Here is a 19,901-nt window from a genome sequence, read left to right as displayed (position 1 = left end):
CGCCTACATTGATAATCCCCAATTCCCTTCTTTCCAGGAAAAAGTCGGCTTTAAGATCGTCTATAGGTTCCAGGCTAATTTTTTTATCTACCGGGAACGCCCCTCCTGCTATATACCGGTCGTACATAGTATAGGTAAGGTTAATTTCATTTTTCTTGAATAGCTCCGGGATCAAAAAATGATCTCTTAATTCTTGTGTCGTATATTTTTTTGCATCTTCGGGATGATGCGCGTATCTAAAATCTGATTTTGTCATAATTTTTAATTTTTGGTATTATTAATTTCTATTTTAAAATAACCTCTAAAGGTTTATTGATTATTTGGGATTGGTGATCCAACATTTCTTCCCAATCTTTTAAGTTGGAAATTTGTCCGCTTTTTTCCCAAGCAAATCCTGCATAATAAATCAATTTTTCTGTAGGTTCTGTAACTATTAAGAGATGGCTTCGATCCCGAATTTCAGATTTGTGGCTAAAAGCGGAATCAACAACTTTTGGGGTAATTAATATTCCCTCTCCTACCCGGCTTCCCTTAATTGGTTCCCAATGCAAAAACCAACCATTCTTCTCATTAATTTTTACTTCCCCCTCTTTTTCATGTAAAGTAATTCCAATGGTATAATTAGGAACTTTTTGAGCTGAAGAAAGATCACTTTCAAATTTTGAAAAGTTTGAACCTAAATCAAGTGTGATTCTTTTTGTTTCTGAGATATTATAAGGACTCCATGGGGCATAGGTCAATTCAAAAACCGTACGAAGAGGACCATCTGCAATTGTCTTATAGTCAACGAAATTTTCTGAAACATACAAACTGTCATTTTTCCAAACTCCTATTCCTCCGGTCCCTCTACTTGATCCAACATGATAGGGATCATAACCATCACCACGATCTATATGGTAGTAACCTTCCTCTTCTGTGTTCTTTTGATACCATTCATCAATGATAGACTTATCGGTGCTTTTTAACCACAGGTCTATTCCGCTTGAAATCACGCCGCCGGGGATACCTTCTAAAGCTGCTGTTTTAGCCTCCGGCCCATAGGTTCTAAAAGCCACTTTATCATTTTCCCAAGTATAATCGTCAATACGTTCGGGAACAAAACGGGAATAAGCTACGACATCACTTTCTGGAGCTTTCCTGCTACTATCCTCAACAATTATATATTTAACAGAAGAATTGCCTTCCACCTTTGCCTGAAAAAGCAATTCGTCCATAACTCCGTCCAGGTCATTGTCAATCCATTGTGTATGCAGATAATTATCTTCACTTTCCTTTTTGATACGAAGGTTTTCTTCAGCTTTTTTCTCTAAAAACCCTGCTAAGTCTTCTTTCTTTATAGCAACAACTTCATTGCGGGAGAAATCCAGTTCGTTTTTCACCTCCACAACCTGCGTTTCATTTTCCTTTTTTTCAGATCGGCAGTTAATAAACAGCATGATTACGCAGCTATATGTTAAGAAATAGAATAAGCCTCTCGTTATTGTTTTCATATTTATGTTTAAAATTTAAATAATCGTTGATTTATTTTTAATTCTTCAGAAAGTTAAACCTGACTATTTTCATTTTGTTTTAGCATAAGGAATCAAATCCTTATATTTTTTTTTCTGAAACCAGGGATCATTTGCTTCCTTAAGTTTTATTGCTAGTTCTTTTAAGAGTTTTGCAGATAACTCTGGTCTTTCTTCAAAAGGAACCTTCTCAGTTTGATAAGGATCTTTCTTATTATCAAAAATATAGGCTTCCGCGATTTTAGTTCCATCCTGTTCATCCCATTGTTTTTTATTCTCTCTCAAAACCAGGGTATAACGTTTAGTCTGTAATCCCCGGGAATTCCCAAGCATTAGCAGGATACTTTCAGGTTTAGTATCATTTTTTTGAGGATTTGCTGCAAAAGCTGAAAGGTCTTTACCTTCAACAGCTTCAGGCGTTTGTTCCTTTAAACCTGCTAAACTCGCCACGGTAGGATAAATATCTGGACTTCCTAAGAGCACGTCGGTTTTTCCAGGTTTTAATCCTTTTGGCCAATGCACAATGAAAGGAACTGCCATAGCCTCGGTATAAAGTACATTTTTATCGGTAAGTCCATGACTGCCCATCATTTCACCATGATCTGCGGTGAAAATCACAATGGTATTGTCTAAAACATTCATTTCTTCCAACTGGCTTAATACCCTGCCTATATATTTATCTATGCTTGTTACATTGGCAAAATAATTACGTGCATAACTGGCAACCTCAATATCGGCATTAGGCCTTACTACCAGGCTGCTGTCTATACTAGGATATTTATCGGTGTCATAATGTTTATGATATTCTTCCATATCTGTATTGGCATCATCCCAGGGACTATGCGGCGGATTGATGGACCAAAGCATAAAAAACGGATTATCGGCATTTCTTTGATTCCTATTATTTTTCAGATATTCAATAATAGTTTCCGATTCTATTTTTGTTGAAAATTCATGAGGCTGATACAGCTCGCCGTCTTCATTACCATCTACCACAGCAGGATCGTTGGAATATACCAAAGGATTAGTGTGCTGATCTTTTAACACCTGGTAATAATAGTCGATATCATGCCGGTCTATTCCCGGGGGAACATAGGTATCATAATCGTTCACGTAGTGTCCTCCCGGATCTTCCTGTGTGCCTACATAATCGCCCTGCTCATTAAATTCGGGGACTGGTTTTATATAATGCGCTTTTCCGAAATACCCAATATCATAGCCTTCATTATGAAATAAATTGGTGATAGAGGTGATGTCTTCTTTTAGATCATCGTCCCTTCCAATACGTGCGTTATTCCAAATCCCATTCTGTTCCGGGTACATACCAGACAACAACATTCCACGAGAAGGACTGCACAAAGGATAATTTGCAATCGCGCGCGTAAAAACCACCCCATTCTTAGCCAGTTCATCTATAGTAGGAGTTATTGCTGGATCTGGTTTTCCAATAACTTCATCACGATATTCCGGTTCTGACCAGAACCCAGCACTATACCTGCGCAACTGATCTGGATATATAATGATCACGTTTGGCTTTACTATTTTATTGTCGAGTTCCTTCTTTTGGCTCTTAGCTGAATTACATCCTAAAAACCCCACAATAAACAAGCAAACCAAGGCGTAACTATATTTTAAAGTATATCTCATAGTTTTTACAATTTCCCCATTCTCAATTAGAAACTTTATTCATGCTAATTGATTTTTTTTAATTATAATCTTCAATCCATTCTGGTAATTCCCCTAACCTTAATTCAAGTTGGGCTTCAAAAAGTGACGCGGGATTTACAGGTTTCCCCAGGCTTTCCAGTACCTGAATTTCATCTTCCTTAAAAGTTGTTCCAGAACCGTGAAAACCTACCACAATGGGTGGTACAATCTTCCAATACCAAGTTTTAGAAGACCAAAATTCAAAATTTTCTTCTGCTTCATCGGTTTCTTCATAATTCCAAAGGACGAGATACCGGCCATGGTTTGGTAAATTTTGTCTGGCACCTCCGGCCCTTCCAAGGAAAAAACCTCCTTTTACCTGATCAAAGAGCGTAACCCGTGGTTGTGAGGCGTGAGATTCAAAAGATGTGTTAGCAGGATGTTTTGAACGCCATATAACGGTACCCGTGGTGCTGCCACCACCCACTCCGGCAGAGTGCCACATACCGGCCTTATCGTTCACCCTGGCCAATAAAATACCGGTAGAACCACCCGCAGCAGAAATACTACTATGGCCTAAGTTACCTTCTATATCTATATTTAAAGCTGTACTGGCCGCAGAGATCGAAAATTTAGCTGCATTGGAAACATTTTTGAAACTACAGTCTTTGATCCATGAATTGACCACTCTTTTTAAGTTAAGAATACTCCAGCCACCATCATCTTGTGCAGACCGGTGATGTTCAAAGTCTCTTGTCCAGTTGCCTGCAAAAACCAGATTTTCGAAACCTATATTTTCCAGGTGTGGAAAACTGTAAATGGTCCAGCCATGTTTCTTTTGAATATCATAATGAATAGGTTCAAAAAAAGTAATGGTATTTCCATTTACGTCCTTTACCTGATGGTGCTCGTTTACCCCCACCCCTTTCTCAAGAATAGAAGTCCATTCGGGCTGGGCTACAGCCGGCTGTAAATCATATTCAATCAAGTCTTTGCTGTTATTCTGTACTTTAAGCACTATCCAATCTCCTTTTTTAAAGTTTGAAGGCTGATCCACATGAATCTCAAAAGTTTCCCTTTGGGCATCAGCAGTTACATTCGCCAATAATTTACTTTTACCCCTGGCTTCTGTTTCCATCGCATAGGGAACTGTCCATAATTTTTCAGGATCTTTTGGGGGTAGATCATTTTCAAAAAACAAAATACTTTCCCTGTTTCCTTCTCCGCGGAAAACAATATTAGAAGAAGGGATTGTTATGATATCATCAGCATCTTTATCAGTATTTATATGATATGTTCCTTTTGGAAAATAAATGATTCCCTCGCCATGCACTGAAGCAGCTTTTATGGCCTTTTCAATGGCCGCTTTGTCCGACATACCATCATTGGGAATCCCTCCAAAATCGAGGATATTATATTCTTTATAATTCACCAAGGGAATAGCTTCCTCACTATAACGATAACCTGCATAGGAGAAATCTGGCAGAATAGGTTCGTTGCCCTGCTCTTTAGCCATGACAAAATCTTTCCATAGCGCGCTTTCCTCTTGCTGTGCGGCCATAAAACCGAAGGAAAATAAAAATACAATAAGGGTGAGGGTTTTCATCTTCTTTTTTTATTTGGAAGCATTTTTATAGCGCAACAAAGCTTCGATATAATAATAATCTGCATAATTCAGTGGCACGTCAATCTCATTGTTATGTGGGATACTTCCCACACTATGTTTTAATATGAAATGATTGTTTTCTCCAATCTGGGCGGTATATTCACTGGAAGCTAGGGATTTTAATATTTTCTCAGCAGATTCCATATATTTCTGGTCATCATACCCCGCTAGTTCAATTAATGCTGAAGCGGTGATAGCCGCTGCCGAAGCATCTCTTGGTTCATCTGGAATATTGGGAGCATTGTAATCCCAATAAGGGATCATGTCATCGGGTGTGTCTTTGTAATCCAAAATAAAATCAGCGATCTTTTTAGCTTGTTCCAGGTATTTTTCATCTTTGGTATAGCGGTAGCACATTGTAAATCCATAAATCCCCCAGGCTTGTCCCCTGGCCCAGGAACTTTCCTCGGCATGGCCTTGTGCAGTTTGTTTGCTCCTCACTTCGCCTGTTTCAGGATCATAATCTACCACATGATAAGAGCTATAGTCTTCTCTAAAATGATTTTTAAGGGTTGTATTGGCATGGGCTATAGCAGCTTCTTTATACCTACTATCACCGGTATATTTACTGGCTTCGAAGAGCATTTCCAGGTTCATCATATTATCTATTATTACAGGAAATTTCCATCCTCTTTCAGATTGCCAGCCTTTGTCTACATCCCAACTAATAATTGATCCAACCTTTGGGTTAAAACGCTCCATCAGCGAATTGGCCGCAGTGACCAAAACTTCTTTATAAGCTTCTTTTTCGGTAATCCTATAACCGTTTCCATAAGAACAATTAAAAACAAAACCTAAATCATGATAGCGGGTGCTATTTTTAAAATCTTCAAATTTTGATTGAAAATGATCAGCGGCTTTTTTCCATTTTTCATTACTTGTATTTTCGTATAAATACCAGCAACTTCCCGGAAAAAAACCTTTGGTCCAGTCAAAACCTTCATTTACCCAGTGCAATTCTCCCTGTTCGTTCACAGTACGGGGAATCTTATCTGCTTCCCGAGCATCTTCCAGAAGTAAATCATATTGTTCCACAGCCAAATCCAGTTCTTTATCTGGAAAATTCTTTTGTTCTGTTTGTGAAGTAGATGGCATTGCTTCATCCTTATTCTTATCCTTCTCCTTGCAAGAAAAAAGCACTGTTAAAACACAGGCTAAAAAGGCAGTTTTTGAATTTTTCATTGAAATTAATTTAAGTTTGATATTTTTAAATTTTCGATTTTCATGTGGTTATTAACTGTCCTTATCCCGAAATATCCTTCTGTATAAGGCTCCTCGTCATCTATGGAGAAAACGGTTTCCCCGTTTCGAACGTAGCTTATTTGATTACCATCTGCGATAAGGCAGACATGGATTTTTATGTTTGCCTTGATCATAAACTTTTTTTCGCTTAAATCATGTTCAGGTAGAAGTGGCCTGTCCATAGTACCATTATAACGTCTAAAACGTGTTTTTGTATTGTTATGGCCACCATAGCCTACATAATAAAGTTCCAAGCCGTGATAATTGGTGAATTTCCCTGCTCGTTCTTCAGAAGCGGCAAAGAAATCATCGGGATTTTTTGGATCTGTCGCCATCCAAAAACAGTTTAAATCGGATACCCGATCAAAAGGTCCACCCTCATCTATGAAAGTAACCTCATATTCGATTTTTACCGGTGATTCCAGTTTATTTTTAAACCATACTGTACAACCATTCACATCGGTTATTTCCATCGCCCCATCATCAAAAGTAACGCTACCACCTGGTTGTTGCTCTATTACCAAGTGTTCTGGTGCCATATAATCCGAACCAGAAATTACCTGAGCCGAACCAGTGAAATCCATGATCAGGAAAATGACAATGAATAAAAATAGAAGCTGACCTCTCCGTTTCATATTAATAGGGTTTATCAAATAAAGTGCTGGACTCAATATCGCTGTTTTCCGGTAACATTATTTTCCGTAAAAAAGGATCGTCATTAAATTTGCACCACTGATATAATTTTTTCCTTTGGTCATTCAATACCGATGAATACTTTTTAGAATACACCAAATTATTCATTTCTTGAGGGTCTTTATCTAAGTCGAATAGTTGTTCTCGGTTTTTGCCCCAGCTATACACTACATATTTATATTTTTCACCAACAAGAGCTCTTCCTTTAGTATTGAAAGCAGATTTACCGGCAAATTTGGTTTGCACTACTACAAATTCGCGGTCCAGCCCGGTTTTATTTTGTTCAAACAGAGGTTTAAGGCTTTTCCCATCAAGCTCATCCGGGATTTTTATACCTGCATAATCCATGATTGTGGGATAAAGATCCAGTCCATTTGAAATCAGGGTATTTTGGTCTTTCTCCATAGGAGTTATTTTTCCTTTATAACTCACTATGAAAGGCACCTGGACTGATTCTTCGAATAAAGCTGTTTTTTGATTCCAGTGATGAGAAGCATTACCGTCTCCGTGATCGCTGGTAAAGATGATCAGCATATTTTCTTCCAGTCCCAGATCTTTTACAGCATCAAGGATTTTACCTATTTCAGCATCTACTTTTTCTACCAGGCTATAATAGGCGTGACGGTACTGGCGCCAATCTTCCTTTGTATAATTTGCCGTAGGATAGATCCTTTTGCTGGCATCTTGTTCTATTTGCAGGGCTTCCGGAAAACCTGAGCCTTTTTCAAAATTTACGGGCAATGGCGGGGTTTGTTCCAAAGGCACCTTCTTTACATTTCCGTAAGGTAAAGGCTGATTCCGGGCCCACTCGGCAATATTGTGCGGGTTATCAAAAGATGCGACCAAAAAAAATGGTTCTTCCCTGTCTTTTATCGAATCCATATATGTGATGCTCTTTTCAGCAAGTCCTATATCGCCAAAGGGCGCTATATTTTTGAAACCATTGCCGTTCACCATCTCTGGTTCTGGAACATGCCATTTACCACCATAGGCAGTATGATAGCCCCCTTTCTGCATGGCCAGTCCCAGGCCCTTGGCTTGTTCTGCATCAGGCATTCTTTCCTCGTGTGGCTCGTTTGACAAAACTTGTAACTTGTGCGGCATTTTCCCGGTAAAGATGCTGGATCGGGAAGGCGTGCACAGCGGAAAGGTCACATAGGCCCGGCTAAAATTCATCCCGCTCCTGGCCAATCTATCTAGGTTTGGTGTTTTTACAAATTCGTTACCATTTGCCCCAATAGCCTCCGCCTGGTGCTGATCGGTCATGATCAGCAGGATATTGGGTTTTTTTTCCTGGGCTTGTACCGGATTATAGAAACTCAATCCAGCCAGCAGCTCCAAAAAGAACAGTATTTTTACCGAAAAGTTTCTTCCTCTTATCATTCTTCTACTTTTTTCAATAGAATATTCTTGGCAAAGCCATCATGGTTTTCTACTGTAATTGCGGTTTTTCCATCTCCTGAAGAAATTGATTTTACTGCAGCATCCCCGTTCAAAACCCAATTGCCGTTAATCGTAAAACTAAGTTCCACGGGAAGGCTCAAGCCACTTTTCGTCTTGTCCTCAAAATTTGGCATATTGAGATCCGGGTTTAGGGCACTGATCATCAATTTATCTTCTCCTTCATTTTTTATCATTATAATGGAAGGTGCCGAAACATTTTTCAATAGAGGATTATTTAATTCCTTTTCGGCATCAAAAACCACAAAACCTGTCATGGCACCCTCTTTATTATTTACTATGTGGGCCACATTATCTGCACGAAGAATCTCAAAATTGTTTTTGCCCTTTATATTCTCGGGGAAATCATCACGTTCGTTTTTGGAAAGATCCGGATAGATCACGTACTGGTAAGAGGCATCTTTGGGAGCTTTCCCGTGATCCAGCCAGGCAACCGCATAATCCCCTTCCGTGATATCGGCGCCTTTACCTTTTGGATTTTTCTTTCCGGTCCTAATGGAATATTTGTTATGATAGGATTCTTGTTCCTGTTTTTTCACCTGCACAGAATTAGCCGAAAGAATGTGATACGCATTGTTATATACGTCCAACAGCCATTTTCCATTTTCAGTATCCCCTTCTAAATGTGCCATGAAGGGGAATTTGGAAAACATCCCTTCTCCCTCAACGTATATGGGCATATTGTTATCTAACAAATAATTCTGAAATAAATTGGTTTGAACGGGGTGTTGTTCATCCACACTGGAAATCCCGGTTCCTATAGCAATTAATTTATCCCCAAAGGAAAACACTGATTTATTGGCCTTCAATTTTCCCGGAAACCCGGTTTGCTGCATCGCGCCATCGGCATTCTCTCCTTTGCTTTCGTTGAGTTTCATTGCGAAAACCCCATTTTTATCCAGGCGCACCGCACCTGCAAAACTTTCCGCAGATTTGAACATCAGCAAGGGCTCTTCAATTTCCAATTCCTCAAAGGGCAAGACGATCACCGTGGTTCCTGGGTAGCGGTTCCAGTCCCACCCATTCTGGTTAAAGCCACTTCCAGCTTCTCCTTCCCTGTTCAGGAGCTGGATACTTCCGTTTGCGGGATATCTTCCGTAGCGGTTTTCATCCACATAAATTTCTGATGCCCATACATATTTACTATAACCTTTTAGAATGGCCGCCCATTGATCCCTTCGGTGCACAGCGGTGGCCGCAAAAGGAAAAACTTTATAACCCGGAAGCCGCTCCGCCTTCACATGGTAGGCCTCGGAAATTATTTTAGTGTTCTCAGGATCTTTATTGCCCCACAATCTTAGATAAGCGGCGGCTACTTCCCGGTCTATTTTTGAAGTATGTTCAGGACTCCCGGCATATATCATTTTCAAAAAAGCTTGACGTAAGGGTTTGATACTATTGTCTTCCAGAGGGTGTCTCCCTGCATTGCCAAAGCCATAGTCATATAACTGACTATACAACCTGGTGGTCATAAAGGCTTTTTTGAAGTTTCTGTGGCCTTCGGTCGAAATTTGAAATTCGGTCGCGGACAAAATATTGATTACAGGTGGGACACTGGTAAAGGCACCTAAACCATAAGCAGGATAATGCCCACGATGGTGCCATACGGTCCCATCTTTTTTAAAAACCCCTTTTTCATCGTCTTGGGCTAGAGTGATAGACATATAATTTGAATAAGCTTCCAGCAATGCTGCCTGCTCCCTGATATCTTCGGTCATAAAAATGAGCATCAGGTGATAAAAAGATTGGGTATTGTAGTAATCTACATTGGCCTGGAATTCTCCTTCCGGACCCAAAATTTTGCCCAGGTTAAAGAGCCATTTTAAACTGTTTCCTATTTCGTTTAGGATTCCCGCTTTTTTCAGGGGTTCCTTCATCATATAAAAAGCATCGGTAAGATCCCTTACCCCATATCCTATATGGTGACGTGTCCCGCCAGAGGAACCCGCCTGCCACCCCTGGTCCAGGTAATATTTTGAGGCGGTTGTAAAAAGATCTGCTATTCGAGCTTTGTCTTCTTCGGAAGCGCGTTGATAGAAGTTGGCCAACTTTTTTATAATTGAACCAAATTCTTTGATGTCCAGGGCTTCCGCTTTTAAATTTGAAGCATCGTTAAAGTAAACCTGATCGATCTGAAAGGTGAGTGGCGGTCCTGAAATTTGGTCTTTTTTGGAACCAAGGTTCAATTTATTAAATTCCTTTAGCGCGTGATCATATGAAATTTCAGATTTCTTTGAAATGTCAAATTCAGTATCAATTCTCTTTTCTATCTTAACTAAATCTTGTTTTTCCTCCTGAGTTACCACTTCTAAAGCTATATTATCTATGCGTTCCATATCCCGTATCAAAGGCATCCAGTGGTCGCTTCCTGCGGGAATATCTGCTTTAATAAAAGGTACCAACCTATCGGGATAAGAATGACGGTCGTCCTGATATTGCGAGAAAACAATATCGTCAAAATAAAGTTTTCCTGAGCCGTCTTCGGTCATTGAAACTATTTTCATAGTCTCGAAATCCACCGGTTTTGTTTTCTCCGGAACACTCCCTTTCATTTCATAGAAAGGCACCCAAATTGTCCGCCATCCCGTAAAATCAAGTGGTAAAGTGAACCACATCTTTTCATTTCCCTCTGTATCAAGAAATGCAATTTTTATTTGGTCTCCCTGAGCTTCCTCATTATAGAGCGACATTATAAATGTTGGACTGGCAGGAAAATGATTTCCATACTGCAAAGGACTTTTCTCTTTTGGTAAAATACGGAAGGCTGAAGTTTTAAAAGATGCATTACCAATCCACTCCCATTGCAGCGCAGATTCGCCAAAGTAACGGTGTTTTTTGGTAAGGGAAAGTTCACTTTTCCCTGAAGTTTCATACTTTGGGAGAATTGATTTATCTTCAAAAGATTCTTTAAAAGCTCTTTTATCTTCCTGGCCATAACCACAACCAGGAAAATGCATGGTCACGACTAAAAGGAATAAGAAACCTAAATATTTGTTTTGATACTTTATCATTATAAAAGGACTGAAAAAATTATTTGAATTTTTATTTTGAGCCTACCGTCTCCCATACCTTTTCTAGAGAATAAGACAATTCCATATATTAAATTCAAGAGCCTTCTGGAACTATTTTTAGGAATAGTAATCGGTTATATACCCACCATAACAATATTACAAACAATTATTTCTAAAACAAAGGTTTATATAGGTTTTTTATTTCGTATCATTATTATTTATCTTTCTATACCGTATTTATTAAATAAAATATATTTTTATATTGTATTTACTTTCGATTTAATTATTTCAAAGAATTTTTATTTGAATAAGATTCGAAAGACTCAACGAGCGAAACATGAGAGCTTCACTAAGTCGTCCATATTTTTATTTAACTTTATTATTATAGTGTTTTCTAGTATGCCCCGATTTAATAGCTTCTTGAAGTGTGTTTTTCATTTGTTTTAGCCTTTCGGGGTGTTGTTTAGCTACATTATTTAGTTCCCCGGGATCTTTTTCAAGATTATAAAGCTGTGGCTCTGCACTTAATCCGGTTTCCTGCCCCCCATCAATATCTATCGCCCAACTGAGCCGAACCGGCCCCTGTTCAGGTGCAATATATTTCCAATTGCCAATTACTAGAGCTTGAGTAGATGCATCAATCATTTTTATTGTAGCATCTTCTATCATACTCTCTCTGCCTTTCTTATCACGACCTATAAGAGCATCCCAAAGATTGAAACTATCGAGAGCTTCGTCTTTTTCAAGAGACTGATTAAAATAATTGGAAAAAGTAGCCAAAAGGTCTACCTGACTAATTAATGCTGAAGAGCTCCCCCCCTGCTCTATTTCTTTGGGCCATCTAATAATCATAGGTACGCGAGTCCCACCTTCATAAATACTATATTTTCCAGAGCGATATTTACCTGAAGCATCGTGACCATTATTCTTGGTAATAGAACCGTCTATATAACCATCATTAAGGATAGGACCATTGTCACTAGTAAAAATTAGCATGGTATTTTCCTCAATATCTAAATCTTCCAATAAGCGCATAATTCTTCCAACAGTATCGTCCATTTGCAAAATTGCATCTCCACGATAACCTAAATCACTAGCCCCTTTAAAACGAGTATTAGGCATTCTGGGAACGTGAATATCACTTAACGAAAGAAAAAGAAAAAAAGGTTTCTTTTTATTATCTCTTATAAAGTTTTCTGATTCCGCGTAAAAATCATGTGCTAATTCTTCATCGGTCCAACGTGACCGGGTACCACCCTTCATCCACCCTATTCGGGAAATACCGTTTACGATGGTGCCATCATGTCCCAGACCCGGAGCAGGGTGCATTTTTAAAAGCTCCGGATGTTTTTTTCCGGTCGGTTCATTCCCAACTTTAGATTTATAGCTTACTTCAATTGGATCCTCCTCATCCAAACCAATAATAGTATGATTTCTCAAATACACAGTTGGTACTCTATCAGCAGTCGCAGGAAAAATAAATGAAGAATCAAAACCTACCTCATTGGGCCCCGGTTTAATGGAATCATTCCATTTAATTGGACTACCATCACCAAGTCCTAAATGCCATTTTCCAACTACAGCCGTACTATATCCACTTTCCTTAAAGACTTTAGCCAAAGTTTTTTTATCAGTTGGAATAATCATCCCTGCATTTCCGCTTAAAATACCTGTACCTGTTTGTCGAAAAGGATAGTTGCCGGTAAGCAGAGAATATCTGGAAGGCGTACAGGTAGGAGCCGTACAATGAGCGTTGGTAAACTTAAGTCCCTCGGTAGCCAACTTATCTACATTTGGCGTTTCTATTTTAGTGGCCCCATAGCTACTAAGATCGCCATAGCCAAGATCGTCGGCATAAATAATAATGACATTCGGTTTACTAATATTTTTTTGACCATTTGAACTAGCAAAATGACTCTGTGCTTGAGCACCCAAAGTAAATGCAAAAAAAATAATTATAAAATATTTTAGATCTTTCATAAGTGTAAATTAATTTTGAATATTATTCTCTTTTTGAAATAATTTATTTTCGTTTTTTTACTTTTATACGTAAATCTAATAAAATTAATCTAACCCTATGTTAAAAGTAATAATTTGATTAATTAAGTTGTAAGCAAAATTAGCTTATATATAATCTCAAAACATTGGTTTATAGTATCCATTTAAAGAGTATAAGTAGTACGGAAAACTTTGCCTTCTTGAAAGGAGTAAATGGAGTTCAACACCCACAGCTTAAAACTACTATCAAAGAGAAAAGAATTGCAGTATTGAAAACAATTCTCTCTTTTTTAAAAAAAAATCGACCAGCACAAAATTAAATTAGAATCGTAAAATCATAAAGGTAAAACCTAAAAAATAAATATTTATCTTTCGTTTTGTTTTTTTAAGGAGATTTAATAATAAAAAAAAGCTATTAAAAAGAAAAAAACAATTAATTTCTTTGTGTATTGATTTTTTTTATTAATTTTAAGAAATTATTATAACAAAATAACTAAGAATTTAATATCCTATTATGGTAAATCATCTTTTTAAGCCTATTACTAGAAAGAGAGCAAATTTGACTCTTTCCCTATTCTTTTTTCTTTTACTTTTTGTAGCAGGAAATCATACCATATTTGCGCAATCACAAAATACTGTTTCAGGTATAGTAACTGATGAAACAGGGATACCATTGCCCGGAGTAACGGTAATGGTTAAAGATACCAGTTATGGTGTGATCACTGACTTTGATGGTAATTATAAAATTTCAATAAACTCGTTAAATCCTGTATTGATTTTCAGTTATATAGGTTATCTCCGAAAAGAAATTGAAGTAAATGACCGTAATCAAATTAATCTTACACTGGAAAAAGATGTAGCATCTTTAGATGAAGTTGTAGTAGTGGGTTATGGTTCCGTAAAAAGGAAAGATTTGACAGGTTCGGTCGCATCGGTAAATATGGACAAACTCAATAAAGCTCCTGTTTCAAGTTTTGATGAAGCCTTGGCCGGTAGAGCTACTGGAGTACAGGTAAGCTCAGCTTCTGGCGAACCGGGTCAAAGTTCAGAAATTGTAATTCGAGGGGGTAATACAGTAAATGGTGATAATTCTCCTTTGTATGTTTTAGATGGTTTTATAATTGATGATTTTAACCCAGGGTTATTAGATCCAACAGATATTCAAAGTATCGATATTTTGAAAGATGCCTCTGCTACAGCAATTTATGGGGCACGTGGGGCAAATGGAGTGGTACTTATCACCACAAAACAGGCAAAATCTGGGAAAACAAAAGTTTCATTTGAAACTCGTATAGATGTCAATGAAGTAAATAATACGATTCCCGTTCTGAGTTCCTACGAATTTGTAAAACTCGCCAACGAGATTAGCCCAACCCGGGCAGAAGGTAATTATTTTGTAAATGAGAATGATGAAGTCGTAGGTGGAGTCGAAGATTACAGGAATAGCCCGACTGAAAACTGGCAAGATGAAGCTTTTAGAACTGCCTATACCAAGACCCACCGTCTTAAAATGTCTGGAGGGAGTGATAAGACCAAAGTAGATGCGTCCCTCAATTATCTGGACGAAGAAGGCACCCTTATTCAATCTCATTATAAAAGGATTAATGGTAGACTCAATATAAAACAAGAAGTTAACGATAAAACAGATGTCTCCCTTAATGTTATTTACTCCAATGAAGAACAATTAGGACTCGATACGCAAGGAACTTCGACCTATTCCTTTATGAGAAACCTAATAAGCTATGCTCCTGTAGCCAATAAATTTATAGATTATGGTGACGCAAATCCGTTATACCAGATTACAGATGAATTTTATGAAGATGCGATATTTAACTGGCAGCCAATTTTGTCCTTAAACAACGAGTACAGGAAACGAGAGCGGGATAGAATCATAACTAATCTATCTGTAAGTTACAAAATACTTCCTTCTTTAACTTTTGAAACCAGGGGGAGCTATAATGGCCAGTTTAGGAAAACGGGACGTTTCAATAATAGTAAAACAGTCTATGGAAGATTGGTAAACCCTATTAATGGTATAAATGGATCCTTAGACTATCAGAATTTTAAAACTCTATCTACTGTAAATACCCTTACCTACAATCAAGAATTCGGTGATCATGGGATAACGGCACTATTAGGTTATACGCTGAATACCCAAACTGTAGAAAGAACCATTATAGATGCACTTCAAATTCCTCAGTATGCAGAAAGTCAGGGCATCAACGCTTTGGATGAAGGTGAACTTGGGACCACAAGTGATTTCAACGGCAGCCAGAGCGAAAGAATAGAATCTGTTTTGGCGAGGCTAAATTATTCGTATAAAGACAGGTATCTATTAACCACCTCGATAAGAAGAGATGGATCATCTGCGTTTGCTCCCGGTTATAATATTGACTACTTCCCATCTTTAGCAGTATCATGGAAGGCCGAGGAAGAAGAATTTATTAAAAATATTGATTTTATTTCCCAGTTGAAGTTTAAAGCTGGATACGGTAAAACGGGTAACGATAGAATCCCCAACAATGTAAGATTTGATCTCTTCACTTCAAATTTGGCTTCTTATTTTTTAAATGGCGAGGAAGTGCTGGGACAACGCCCAACTGCAGCTGGAGCTAATCCTAGGGTGGAATGGGAAACAACCGAGCAGTATAACGCAGGTCTAGACCTGGGATTATTGGAAGATCGAATTTCCTTATCTGTGGAGATTTATAAAAAAACAACTGAAGATCTACTAATCAATGCGGATACTCCTCCTTCTCAAGGAATCACATCAGTATGGAAAAATATCGGTTCTGTGGGTAATAAAGGGATAGAGTTTGCCTTGCACACGGTGAATATTTCTACGGAAAATTTTCAATGGATTACAGATTTCAATATCTCCTTCAACGAAAGTGAAGTGATATCACTCCCTGAGGGTAAACCTATATTTGGTAATCCAAATTATTACTCCAGATATGCATCCAATCAGTTTATCGTTGAAGAAGGAAAACCATTAGGTAATATGTATGGCTATATCTCCGACGGAGTTTATCAACCGGAAGATTTTGCGAATTATGATCCAAATGCCGCCTCCTTTACATTAAACCCTACTCAGCCTAGCTACAGAAATACACATCAGCCGGGTGATGAGAAGTATAAAGATGTTAACGGGGATGGTGTGATAAGCTCTGCAGATAAGACAATCATTGGAAATGGCCTTCCCGAGCACTTTGGGGGCTTAAACAACACCTTTATATATAAAAACTTTACCTTGAGTGCTTTTTTACAGTGGTCGTATGGAAACGATATTCTTAACGCCAATAGGTTAGTTTTTGAAGAAGTACAATATGGTCACCAGAATCAATATGCTACTGTTACTAATAGATGGACCCCAACCAATCAGGATACAGATATGTTCCGAGCAGGCGGGCGAGGTTTTGAAGATATATCTTCAAGGATTGTAGAAGATGGATCGTACCTACGTTTAAAAACGGTAAATCTCTCTTATAATCTTCCTAGAAAAGATATAAATAAAATAGGTCTTACCAGTGCAAATATTTATCTGGCAGGCCAAAACCTAATTACATGGACAGATTATAGTGGTTATGACCCTGAAGTATCTGTAAACAACTCTGCCATAATGCCGGGTGTAGATTATTCAGCTTATCCCAGAAGTAGAACCTATAGTTTTGGTGTAAAAGTATCATTCTAAAATAAAAATAATCATGAAAAACAAATTCCTTATAATCATCATTTTTAGTGCCTTATTCACCCAAAGTTGTGATGACAAGTTGGACATCCCACCAGAAGATGGAATAGGCTCTGCAACCCTTTATAAAAATGAGGCAGGCGCCCTGGCCGGTCTCATGGGAATCTATAGCCGCATATTCCGCGCTTATAGACAAACAGACTTCAATGCAATGTATCCGCTTTCCGGTACCGACGAAGGTTTTGAAAATCGAAATGGAACAAGGACATTCCTTGAGAATGCACACACTTCAAGCGAACGCTTTATACTGGAGTCGTGGTCACTATTATACGCAGGCGTCAATGCCGCCAATATCATGCTCGTTGAGCTAGAAAACTCTCCCATACCTGAAGATCGTAAAAAGGTTTTTGTAGCCGAGGCCAGGTATCTTAGAGCATATTTATTTATGGATTTGGAAAGGGCTTTTGGTGGTAAAAAAGGTATACCTATGCCCCTTGAGAATACATTAAAAGAACTATTACCTAGAACTAGCGGTGAGGATGTTTATACCCAGATTATTGCAGACTTGGAGTTTGCAGAGGAAAATTTACCCACTATTCAGGAAGTGACTCCGGGAAGAGCAAGTAAGTCCGCTGCTCAAGGCCTTTTGGCCAGAGCAAATTTATATCGCGCCGGCGAACCTTTTACCAATGATGGCGATTATTATACACAAGCCAGAAATTGGGCCAAGAAAGTAATAGATGGAGGGTATCATGAACTCAATCCAGATTATTCCGACATTTTCAAAAATTTAGCTGTTGAGCAATATGACACCAAAGAAGTTTTGATGCAAATAGCATTTTATTACGGTAATCAGGACAACCAGCAAGGTGGAAAAATAGGATCATCTGTGGGAATGAGAATTGACAATTCACAATGTTCCAGACGAGGATATTCATTGATATCCAGTTCTATAACATTAATAGATGCTTACAGGGAAGATCCCTCGGATGAGCGTGGCGTATGGAATGCCTCACCATATTTTATTCCCAGTGATACTTGTGATTTTAAATTGAGCTCTAATCAATTTAGGTATGGTTGCTCAAAATATCGTAGTTATTTAACCGAACAGGGTGCAGGAAGCTGGGGACCTTACCATTGGCCTGTATTAAGATACTCTGATGTATTACTGATGTTTGCAGAAGCTGAAAATCAGCTTAATCCAGGTTCTACCGAAGCCTTAGCTGCGGTAAATCAAGTAAGAAACAGAGCCAATGCCACTCCGCTGGAAAACATTGATTTAGAGCTGATTCAGGAAGAACGCAGGTTAGAGCTCTGCTATGAAGGGCTTAGGAAATATGATCTGGTTCGTTGGGGAATTATGGAAGAGACGGTAAACGAAACTTTGGCGGCACACCTGGCTCAAGATGAAACTATCAATGAAGATTGGGAAAGGTTCCAAGGGGAAGGACCCGCTCCAACCAATTCATTAGAGTCCTATTATTTGGATGTTTACCGTAATTACGATAGTAGTAAGCATAATTTACTACCTATCCCGGAACAGGAGATTGGTGCAAACAGCCTCATAGAGCAAAACCCAAACTGGTAAGGCTCTACGGGCAGAATTTTAATGTCTAAAAATTATAGAAAATGAAAAACATAAAAATATTAATATCGAATATATTTCTTTTGGCCTTTATCTTGTATGGTTGTGAAAATCCTGAAACAGTCAAAGAGCCTAATTTCGAGGTAACTCCCGTTTCGCTTTCGGCAACTGTAGGGGAACCTGTAGAGTTTATGGTGAAGAATGCACCTGATTTTCTCATGTTCTATTCGGGAGAACTTGGCCATAAATACAAATTCAGGGAGAGGACCAAAGCTGAAGGAATTGTTTCCATGTCGTTTAAAAATGCTCAGAAGTTTGGGCTAGGAACAAACGCCACTGGCACCTTATTTGTGTTAGCATCATCAGATTATGATGGCTCCAGCACCGTAGAGGGGGTAAACAACGCCACTTGGACAGATATAACCGATAAATTTAATATTGCTACAGCTTATGATTTTGCATGGACTGAGTCTGGCTCAGCTGAAATAACGGACCTTGCCGATGGGGAACCTATCTATTTTGCTTTTAAATTCTTTAGCGAAGATATTAAATCTGATGGTAACAGGCAGCCCGAATGGCGGATAAGTGATTTTAACATCCAGTTGGATTCAGAAGATGCAGCTGCACCCCTTCAGGTGGCTACGCTTTTTGATCCGGGTTTTAACTCAATAGATGTACAAGGGATAGACGAAGCCTGGAATGTAGGAAAATGGTATTACGATACAGGCAGGAACATCTGGAGGTTCAGAGGTGGACCCACTGACTACCCTAATGAAGATTGGCTAATTAGCAACTCTATAAACCTAACAGGTGTCGCTCCAGATAAAGGGGAGCCCTTAAAAACATATTCTACACCTTTGGATTCTTTTACACATACCTATACGGAACCAGGAACATATACCGTGACCTTTGTGGGGAACAACACTACCATTTACGGGGATAAAACAAAAATTCAGGAGTTTACCCTTGAAGTTACAGAATAATGGATTTATAAGCTAAATGACTTTAATTTCACTGTTTAGAGTTTTTCAGTGATATTATCACAAACCGGAGATCAAGAGGGATTTGAATATTTTGAAAAGTCTTTTTATGGTCTCCGGTTTTTTTTGAATTTTTCTCAACTAAATGAGGTCTCCGTCAACTTCATATATGTAGACCATTACCACCAAGCATACTCCCACCGGTCGACATACTCATCCCAGAATTTCAAAAATATTAGGCTACCTAAAAAAAGGATAGAACCTAGGGGTATAATATTGATATAAATTCTTTCCCGACCATTTATCAATGTTAGATTCGTGATTTCCCCTGATCCTATCCATAGGTAATTATTCGCATTAGATTTCTAAATATTGTCCTGCGCAAGAATAATATTCTTGAAGTATAGAATCAAAAAATTCGG

General features: G+C 38.4%; 11 protein-coding genes and 1 pseudogene. 3 read left to right on the top strand and 9 right to left on the bottom strand.

All coding sequences use genetic code 11. The annotated features are described in order from the left end of the window. The 9 genes and pseudogenes from DHD80_RS13630 to DHD80_RS13590 form a co-directional block, all read right to left on the bottom strand. A pseudogene (locus tag DHD80_RS13630) lies at nucleotides 1-256 on the bottom strand (5-dehydro-4-deoxy-D-glucuronate isomerase); the annotation flags it as partial. A 28-nt stretch (nucleotides 257-284) separates the two neighbouring features. Further along, a complete protein-coding gene (locus DHD80_RS13625) occupies nucleotides 285-1,490 on the bottom strand; it encodes a DUF4861 family protein (RefSeq protein WP_251741989.1) in 1,206 nt (401 codons plus the stop codon). A gap of 69 nt (nucleotides 1,491-1,559) precedes the next feature. Next, on the bottom strand, nucleotides 1,560-3,155 hold the full coding sequence (locus DHD80_RS13620) for a sulfatase (RefSeq protein WP_251741987.1): 1,596 nt from the start codon (nucleotides 3,153-3,155) through the stop codon (nucleotides 1,560-1,562). 58 nt (nucleotides 3,156-3,213) lie between these two features. Beyond that, nucleotides 3,214-4,761, bottom strand: coding sequence for a DUF4955 domain-containing protein (locus tag DHD80_RS13615; RefSeq protein ID WP_251741986.1), 1,548 nt, complete (start codon nucleotides 4,759-4,761; stop codon nucleotides 3,214-3,216). A gap of 9 nt (nucleotides 4,762-4,770) precedes the next feature. Next, nucleotides 4,771-6,003, bottom strand: a complete 1,233-nt coding sequence (locus DHD80_RS13610) for a glycoside hydrolase family 88 protein (protein WP_251741984.1) — start codon at nucleotides 6,001-6,003, stop codon at nucleotides 4,771-4,773. 5 nt (nucleotides 6,004-6,008) lie between these two features. Next, entirely contained in the window at nucleotides 6,009-6,698 is a 690-nt protein-coding gene (locus DHD80_RS13605; protein WP_251741981.1) for a DUF6250 domain-containing protein, read from the bottom strand. Between the two features lies 1 nt (nucleotide 6,699). Then, a complete protein-coding gene (locus DHD80_RS13600) occupies nucleotides 6,700-8,139 on the bottom strand; it encodes a sulfatase-like hydrolase/transferase (RefSeq protein ID WP_251741980.1) in 1,440 nt (479 codons plus the stop codon). Next, nucleotides 8,136-11,228: a chondroitinase family polysaccharide lyase gene (locus DHD80_RS13595; protein ID WP_251741978.1), complete on the bottom strand. Its 3,093-nt coding sequence runs from the start codon at nucleotides 11,226-11,228 to the stop codon at nucleotides 8,136-8,138. The genes DHD80_RS13600 and DHD80_RS13595 overlap by 4 nt, the downstream gene beginning before the upstream one ends. 366 nt (nucleotides 11,229-11,594) lie before the next feature. Then, on the bottom strand, nucleotides 11,595-13,208 hold the full coding sequence (locus DHD80_RS13590; RefSeq protein WP_251741976.1) for a sulfatase-like hydrolase/transferase: 1,614 nt from the start codon (nucleotides 13,206-13,208) through the stop codon (nucleotides 11,595-11,597). A gap of 532 nt (nucleotides 13,209-13,740) precedes the next feature. Here DHD80_RS13590 and DHD80_RS13585 point away from each other — a divergent pair. The 3 genes from DHD80_RS13585 to DHD80_RS13575 are packed head-to-tail and all read left to right on the top strand — an operon-like array spanning nucleotide 13,741 to nucleotide 19,482. Continuing rightward, entirely contained in the window at nucleotides 13,741-16,917 is a 3,177-nt protein-coding gene (locus tag DHD80_RS13585) for a TonB-dependent receptor (RefSeq protein WP_251741975.1), read from the top strand. A gap of 13 nt (nucleotides 16,918-16,930) precedes the next feature. Further along, the gene (locus DHD80_RS13580) at nucleotides 16,931-18,502 is read left to right on the top strand and encodes a RagB/SusD family nutrient uptake outer membrane protein (protein ID WP_251741973.1); all 1,572 of its coding nucleotides are present in this window, start codon (nucleotides 16,931-16,933) and stop codon (nucleotides 18,500-18,502) included. A 41-nt stretch (nucleotides 18,503-18,543) separates the two neighbouring features. Then, a complete protein-coding gene (locus DHD80_RS13575) occupies nucleotides 18,544-19,482 on the top strand; it encodes a DUF5017 domain-containing protein (protein WP_251741971.1) in 939 nt (312 codons plus the stop codon). Nucleotides 19,483-19,901: the final 419 nt, after the last annotated feature.

This window comes from Gramella sp. AN32 (assembly GCF_023718305.1).
Taxonomy (GTDB): Bacteria; Bacteroidota; Bacteroidia; order Flavobacteriales; family Flavobacteriaceae; genus Christiangramia; species Christiangramia antarctica.
This window is presented reverse-complemented; position numbering and strand designations above follow the sequence as displayed.

Coding starts and splice junctions, on each gene's coding strand:
- DHD80_RS13625 (WP_251741989.1), bottom strand. CDS start 1,490: ATGAAAACAATAACGAGAGGCTTATTCTATTTCTTAACATATAGCTGC.
- DHD80_RS13620 (WP_251741987.1), bottom strand. CDS start 3,155: ATGAGATATACTTTAAAATATAGTTACGCCTTGGTTTGCTTGTTTATT.
- DHD80_RS13615 (WP_251741986.1), bottom strand. CDS start 4,761: ATGAAAACCCTCACCCTTATTGTATTTTTATTTTCCTTCGGTTTTATG.
- DHD80_RS13610 (WP_251741984.1), bottom strand. CDS start 6,003: ATGAAAAATTCAAAAACTGCCTTTTTAGCCTGTGTTTTAACAGTGCTT.
- DHD80_RS13605 (WP_251741981.1), bottom strand. CDS start 6,698: ATGAAACGGAGAGGTCAGCTTCTATTTTTATTCATTGTCATTTTCCTG.
- DHD80_RS13600 (WP_251741980.1), bottom strand. CDS start 8,139: ATGATAAGAGGAAGAAACTTTTCGGTAAAAATACTGTTCTTTTTGGAG.
- DHD80_RS13595 (WP_251741978.1), bottom strand. CDS start 11,228: ATGATAAAGTATCAAAACAAATATTTAGGTTTCTTATTCCTTTTAGTC.
- DHD80_RS13590 (WP_251741976.1), bottom strand. CDS start 13,208: ATGAAAGATCTAAAATATTTTATAATTATTTTTTTTGCATTTACTTTG.
- DHD80_RS13585 (WP_251741975.1), top strand. CDS start 13,741: ATGGTAAATCATCTTTTTAAGCCTATTACTAGAAAGAGAGCAAATTTG.
- DHD80_RS13580 (WP_251741973.1), top strand. CDS start 16,931: ATGAAAAACAAATTCCTTATAATCATCATTTTTAGTGCCTTATTCACC.
- DHD80_RS13575 (WP_251741971.1), top strand. CDS start 18,544: ATGAAAAACATAAAAATATTAATATCGAATATATTTCTTTTGGCCTTT.